This window comes from Streptococcus sp. E24BD, from assembly GCF_041807825.1.
Taxonomy (GTDB): domain Bacteria; phylum Bacillota; class Bacilli; order Lactobacillales; family Streptococcaceae; genus Streptococcus; species Streptococcus entericus.
Genome location: NZ_JBGTZB010000027.1, coordinates 20,779 through 27,052, shown reverse-complemented (window position 1 = coordinate 27,052; position 6,274 = coordinate 20,779). Strand labels below are relative to the sequence as shown.

The window sequence follows — 6,274 nt, the reverse complement described above, 5'->3', positions numbered from 1 at the left end:
TTGTCAAAGGTAGAGGGGGTTAACTCATATTCCTTAATGAGCTCGCTACGTTTCCGGCCAGCTTTGTGGAGGTCAACAATTTGTTGCTTAAAGTCATCACTAAATTGACGACGGATTTTTCTAGATATAGAGTTCTCCTGTTTTCTTTAGTGTAGAACACTTTATAAATTCTGTCTAGTTTAGTGTAACCGATTCAGGGGAAGCATTAAAAGCGGGGTGGGGGCAGTGTTATTCAATTTGCTCAACAATCGGAACCATCTTTTGAGTTTACATTACCGCTTTCATACAGCGATAGTAGGTTGATTTTTTGATATCATCTCCCCACTAGGTCTTTACCTGAATGACACTCTTAATTCCTAAGGTCTCCATAATGACCTTAGGAGATTTCCCTGCTTTCTTCTTAATGCAGGCTAGTTTAACCACTAACGAATAACAGAAGAAAACACTCCTTATTTCTAGTGTACTAGATATCAACAGGAGTGTTTTTCTTCAGTTTCGTTTTAAAGAGCTAGTGCCGAGGGTTGTCTCAGTTTTTGTGTGGCTCTTAGAATGCTGGTTGAGCATGGCCTGCTAGCTTGTCTTTGATGAATGATTTAACCTCATCGCTAGTCAGTGCTTTTTGAACAGCTTTGATGGTATCACTATCTTTGTTGTCTTCACGAGCGACAAGAGACACGGCAAAGGTGTTGTCTGATTCCTCTTCTAAAATCAAGCCATTATCTGTTGGGTTAAGACCCAGTTTGGCGATATAAGTTGGGTAGTTAAAGACCATGTCTTTTTCTTGGTAGGCTTCATTCAGATTAAGTAGACCAATTGGGCTGAAGGTCAGATTTTTAGGGTTTTCTGTGATGTTATCAACCGTTACAGTGTAGCTATCTGGCTGATTAAGGGTGATGATGTTGTGTGTAGCCAAAAGACGCAAGGCGCGTGCCATATTGGTCGGGTCGCTTGGGATAGCCACGTCTGCTCCTTCAGGTAAGTTTTCAATGTTATCAAAATCTTTAGCATAGAAGGACACGTTAGCGTTATAAATAGGCTGAATTTGAACGAGGTTTGCCCCATTACCGCTATTATACATTTCCATGAACGGTTTGTGCTGGAAGAAATTGGCATCAACTTCTTTATTGTGCAAGGCAACGTTCGCTTGAACATTGTCAGAAACTCTGACGATTTCAAGCGTGTAGCCAGCTTCTGCCAAGTCATCTGTAATCATCTCTAGCATGTCTGTCATAGGAGAGGTGTGAGAAGCTACTTTAACGACCACTGGTTCAGCAGTTGATGTCGAGCTTTTGGTCGTTTCTTCAGCAGCCTTTTGACTAGAGCAGGCGGCCAATGCAAAAGCAGAGAAGAGGATTAAGCTGGAAAGCAATAGTTTTTTCATGAGAAAACTCCTTATTTTGTGATTAGTTTGGCAATGAGATAGCCAATATTTTGAATGACGAAGACATAGACCACAAAGATGATGACAATGAGGTACATGAGGGGGTAGTTGTACTCCTGATAGCCGTAGCGATAAGCGTATTCTCCGAGCCCTCCAGCCCCGATAACGCCCATAACTGTTGAATAAGAGAGGGCAGAAATGGCTGTTGAGGTGAACGATAAGACCAAATCTTGCTTGCTGGCAGGCAAGAGAAAGTAGCGAATCATCTGACTTGGCGTTGCTCCCATACTGATGCTACGGTCGATGATCCCTTTTGGGACATTCAGCAAGGCCTGATCGACAAAACGAGCATAGAGGCTGACGGATACCAGAGTCAAGGGCAAGGTCGCCGCCAAATTGCCAAAAGAAGTCTGGAAAAGAAACCGACTAACAGGGATTAAAATAAAGATAAAGATGAGGTAAGGGATACTGCGCAGCGTATTTAACAAAATACTGAGCACCTGATAGAGAAGGGGCTGCTTTAAGAGAACAGGCGTATCCAAAGCGTAGAGAAGAATACCTAGCGGCAGGGCGATGACCAAGCAAAACACCAAGGACAGCCCCACCATAAAGTTGGTCTCCCAAAAAGCTTCGATAATGCCTGGGATATGGCTGGTCAAGTCACTTAGCATGGGTTAAGAACTCCTTTACGTGAGTGAGGTAGTGCTTATTGGGGTCGTCTGTCGCGTGCTTAACCGGTCGAACGGTGTCAACAAGTCGCCCCTTGTCAAGAATCATCACCTCATCACAAAATTGTTTCAAGAGGCTTAAATTGTGTGAAATCATCACAATGGCAATGTCACTGGTTTCTCTTAGTTTTTTGAGGAGGTCAAAAATCTCCTGTTCACTATTGGCATCAAGGGCAGAGCTGATTTCATCGCAAAGCAATACCTGAGGTTCCTGCAAGATTGCCATGGCAATGGCAACCTTTTGCTTTTGTCCGCCAGAGAGGTCACGGCAGGGCACGTTTTTGAGATGGCTAAGGGTCATAAAGGCGAGGGTGTCATCGATTTTTTGTCGATTCGGCTTCTTTTTGGCCAAAAAGTAGACAAGGTTGAGGTGATAGAGTACTGTTTCGCCTTCTAAAAGGTTGCCTTGTTGAAAAATATAAGCGACTGTTTTTCGCATGGCTCGCAGTTGCTCAGGAGGGAGGGTCTTAAGCTCTTGTCCATGGTAGAAAATCTGACCATAGTCAGGCTCAACCAAGCCGTTCATCATCTTGAGAATGGTTGATTTGCCTGTTCCGTTTTGCCCAATCAGCCCTAGACAATCTCCCTTTTTAACAGAAAATGTCAGATGTTCCAACTTAAAATTTGCTTGGGGATAAGATTTTCCCACATCTTTTAGTTGAATAATCATGTCTCACCTCCTCCACAGACCACTATAGCATAGTTCATTTTCCAGAGCAAGTTCAAGAAATCGATTCTTTTATATAATAACTGAAAACGTGTACCAGTACAGATGTATCTTGCCAGCGACGCAGAGATAATGAAAAAATAGAGTGGATGACAGTCGGTAATCCGTTAGAACTTGAGAAGTTGTTAGCCGACTAGCCCTGAGCCTTGGCTAGTTAACGACCATAAACTGAAAAGACCAGGACGTTTGTCCCAGTCTTGCCATGATTGATTTGACAGGTCGTTGGCTATTGCCAAGAAAACAGCCTGCTCGCTTTTTTTACTTGAAGGTGTAGTCTTTGATAATATCAATTTTTTCGATAAGAATAGGTTCAACAGGTTTGTCCTGATCATCGGTTTTTGTTGATGCGATGTCATCAACAACTGCCATTCCATCGATGACTTGACCAAAGACCGTGTAGCCGCCATCTAGGCTCGGATTTCCTCCTTGAGCGTAGGCGTTATAAATTTTTTCAGGATAGTAAAGAGGATGGAGCTGGCTGGTTTGGTCAGCCTTATTCTGGTTGATGAAAAATTGACTGCCGTTCGTGTTTGGACCGGCATTGGCCATCGCAAGAGCACCGCGGATATTGTAGAGCAAGTCGGAGGACTCGTTAGCGAAGCCTGTTCCATCGTCGATGGATTTATCCTTACCAGCCCAAATGGATTGTCCACCGCGCCCAGTACCCTCAGGATCTCCGCCCTGAATCATAAAGCCATCAATCACACGATGGAAGCTCACGCCATTATAGTAGCCGTTCTTCGCATGAGTGAGAAAATTTTCGACCGCTAGAGGAGCCAACTCAGGGAAGAGTTTAATGGTGATGTCACCCTTGTTGGTGGTCAATTTGACAGCTGCTTCATTGTCAGCAATCTCAGTTGACAGCTGCGGGAAATCTTTCTTGTTGAGTTCCGTCAAGCGCTCTTTTAGAGCCGTTTGCAATTCGCTTGATGACAAGGTTTTTGATGTGTTTGTTGATTTGGTTTGACAGGCAGTTAGTAGCGCCATAGACACAACCGTCAGCGCAAGAAATTTTTTCATGAGTCCTCCAAAGGCTATTATTCCCTTTATTTTACCATAATTTCTCAAAAAAGACTTAAAGTAAAAAATTCTGATATAATAGTAGCATGACAGCAAAACGAAGTAAAAAAACAACCAAATCCCCTGCTAATAGCAAACGTCGGCTAAATCAAACCGAACTCGCTAAACGTCAGCGGACCAAACGCCTGATTTGGCGAATCCTTATTGTTCTGATAATCCTTATCGGTCTGATCCGCTTAGGGATTTTTGGTGTGACGGTTTACAACATTTTTCGGTTTGCCTTTGGGTCATTGACCTATCTGGTGCTTATCGGCGTCTTACTTCAAATGCTACTGAATAAATGGCTGGCTCGCTATGATGGCGTGACTACTGGGTTTTGGACAGTGGTGACTGGCTTACTCCTCAACTGGCATGCTTACCTTTTTACCCAGCCTCAACTCAAGCAAGCTGAGGTTTTCAGCGCTACTATCCAGCTCGTCTTTAAGGATTTATCCACCTTTAAGGTAGAACAATTTTTAGGTGGAGGTATGCTAGGGGCAGTTCTCTATAAACCCATCAGTTTTCTTTTTTCAAACATTGGGTCATTTTTTATCGGTGGTCTCATCATACTCCTAGGTCTCTTCTTGATGACCCCTTGGGATATTTACGAGGTCATTGATTTTGTCAAAAATAGCTGGGCGGCACATCAAGTCCGATCAGAACAACGTCGCCAAGCACAATTCCTCAAAAAAGAGGAACGCCGTCTCCAGCAAGAAGCTGCCATGGCACAAGCAAGTCAGGAAGAAAATGAGCAGGATCTGGATGACCAGACACCTGATACCCAACTGACACGTGATGAAAGAGATGTTGACATCTACTTGCCATCAGACTCAGAGGAAGAGGACGTGTACGATTTGGACGAGGATTGGTTTGCGCAAGAGCAGTCAGTTGATCCAGCTCCAGCATTGCCTGAACTACCAAAGACAAGCCCCTCGCTCAAGCAGAGCTTGCTCTATAAACTGCCCAGCATAGACCTTTTTGCTCCAGACAAACCAAAAAACCAATCCAAGGAAAAGAAAATTGTTCGAGAGAACATCGCTGTTTTGGAACAAACCTTTGCTAGCTTTGGCATCAAAGTCACAGTAGAGCGGGCGGAAATCGGTCCATCAGTGACCAAGTACGAGGTCAAACCAGCTGTTGGCGTTCGGGTCAACCGGATTGCTAACTTGGCTGATGACTTAGCTCTTGCCCTTGCGGCTAAGGATGTTCGGATTGAAGCGCCGATTCCAGGAAAATCGGTCGTCGGTATCGAAGTCCCCAATTCTCAAATTGCAACGGTATCTTTCCGTGAACTTTGGGAGCAATCTAAAACCAACCCAGACAACCTGCTCGAAGTCCCGCTTGGTAAGGCGGTCAATGGCACCAGTCGTTCGTTTGATTTGGCACGGATGCCCCACATTTTGGTGGCAGGTTCAACAGGTTCAGGGAAATCTGTAGCAGTCAACGGCATCATCTCCAGTATCCTGATGAAAGCCCGACCGGATCAGGTCAAATTCATGATGATTGATCCTAAAATGGTGGAGCTATCTGTTTACAACGATATTCCCCACCTCCTCATCCCAGTTGTGACCAATCCTCGTAAGGCCAGCCGTGCCCTGCAAAAGGTGGTTGATGAGATGGAGAATCGCTACGAGCTTTTCAGTCAGGTCGGTGTCCGCAACATCGCTGGCTACAATGCAAAGGTGGAAGAGTGGAACAAAACAGCTGATGACAAACATATTCCCTTGCCACTTCTGGTCGTTATCGTGGACGAGCTAGCCGACCTAATGATGGTCGCCAGCAAGGAAGTCGAGGATGCCATTATCCGACTTGGGCAAAAGGCCAGGGCAGCTGGGATTCACATGATTTTAGCCACCCAACGTCCGTCTGTTGATGTCATTAGCGGTCTGATTAAGGCGAACGTCCCTAGTCGTATTGCCTTTGCTGTCTCCAGCGGTACGGACAGCCGTACCATACTGGATACCAATGGTGCAGAGAAACTCCTTGGTCGTGGGGACATGCTCTTCAAACCGATTGACGAGAACCATCCTGTTCGTCTCCAAGGCTCCTTTATCTCCGATGACGATGTCGAGCGCATTGTCAGCTTTATCAAGGCACAGGCCGATGCCGAGTACGACGACAACTTTGACCCAGGTGAGGTCGCAGATGGTGACGACCTTTCGGGCAATAGCGGAGCTGCTCAGGGCGATCCCCTCTTTGAAGAGGCCAAGAGCCTCATTATCGAGACCCAGAAGGCTTCTGCCTCCATGCTTCAGCGTCGCCTGTCTATCGGTTTCAATCGAGCCACAGACCTCATGGATGAATTGGAAAAAGCAGGCATTATCGGTTCAGCAGAAGGAACAAAACCACGAAAAGTCCTGCAACAATAGCTAAAATCGC

At 45.3% G+C, this 6,274-nt stretch carries 5 protein-coding genes and 1 pseudogene; 1 reads left to right on the top strand and 5 read right to left on the bottom strand.

All coding sequences use genetic code 11. The annotated features are described in order from the left end of the window. The 5 genes and pseudogenes from ACERC5_RS07425 to ACERC5_RS07405 form a co-directional block, all read right to left on the bottom strand. Nucleotides 1–128: pseudogene (locus ACERC5_RS07425) on the bottom strand (IS3 family transposase); the annotation flags it as partial. A 416-nt stretch (nt 129–544) separates the two neighbouring features. Continuing rightward, nucleotides 545–1,381 (bottom strand): MetQ/NlpA family ABC transporter substrate-binding protein, encoded by an 837-nt coding sequence (locus ACERC5_RS07420; RefSeq protein ID WP_373659237.1) that lies wholly within the window; start codon nt 1,379–1,381, stop codon nt 545–547. Between the two features lie 11 nt (nt 1,382–1,392). Continuing rightward, a complete protein-coding gene (locus tag ACERC5_RS07415; RefSeq protein WP_373659236.1) occupies nt 1,393–2,052 on the bottom strand; it encodes a methionine ABC transporter permease in 660 nt (219 codons plus the stop codon). Further along, the gene (locus ACERC5_RS07410; RefSeq protein ID WP_373659235.1) at nt 2,042–2,779 is read right to left on the bottom strand and encodes an ATP-binding cassette domain-containing protein; all 738 of its coding nucleotides are present in this window, start codon (nt 2,777–2,779) and stop codon (nt 2,042–2,044) included. The genes ACERC5_RS07415 and ACERC5_RS07410 overlap by 11 nt, the downstream gene beginning before the upstream one ends. A gap of 315 nt (nt 2,780–3,094) precedes the next feature. Then, nucleotides 3,095–3,856: a peptidylprolyl isomerase gene (locus tag ACERC5_RS07405; RefSeq protein WP_373659234.1), complete on the bottom strand. Its 762-nt coding sequence runs from the start codon at nt 3,854–3,856 to the stop codon at nt 3,095–3,097. 86 nt (nt 3,857–3,942) lie between these two features. Between ACERC5_RS07405 and ACERC5_RS07400 the strand changes: the two genes are divergently transcribed. Continuing rightward, nucleotides 3,943–6,264: a DNA translocase FtsK gene (locus ACERC5_RS07400; RefSeq protein WP_373659233.1), complete on the top strand. Its 2,322-nt coding sequence runs from the start codon at nt 3,943–3,945 to the stop codon at nt 6,262–6,264. Nucleotides 6,265–6,274 lie beyond the last annotated feature (10 nt).

Coding starts and splice junctions, on each gene's coding strand:
- ACERC5_RS07410 (WP_373659235.1), bottom strand. CDS start 2,779: ATGATTATTCAACTAAAAGATGTGGGAAAATCTTATCCCCAAGCAAAT.
- ACERC5_RS07400 (WP_373659233.1), top strand. CDS start 3,943: ATGACAGCAAAACGAAGTAAAAAAACAACCAAATCCCCTGCTAATAGC.
- ACERC5_RS07415 (WP_373659236.1), bottom strand. CDS start 2,052: ATGCTAAGTGACTTGACCAGCCATATCCCAGGCATTATCGAAGCTTTT.
- ACERC5_RS07420 (WP_373659237.1), bottom strand. CDS start 1,381: ATGAAAAAACTATTGCTTTCCAGCTTAATCCTCTTCTCTGCTTTTGCA.
- ACERC5_RS07405 (WP_373659234.1), bottom strand. CDS start 3,856: ATGAAAAAATTTCTTGCGCTGACGGTTGTGTCTATGGCGCTACTAACT.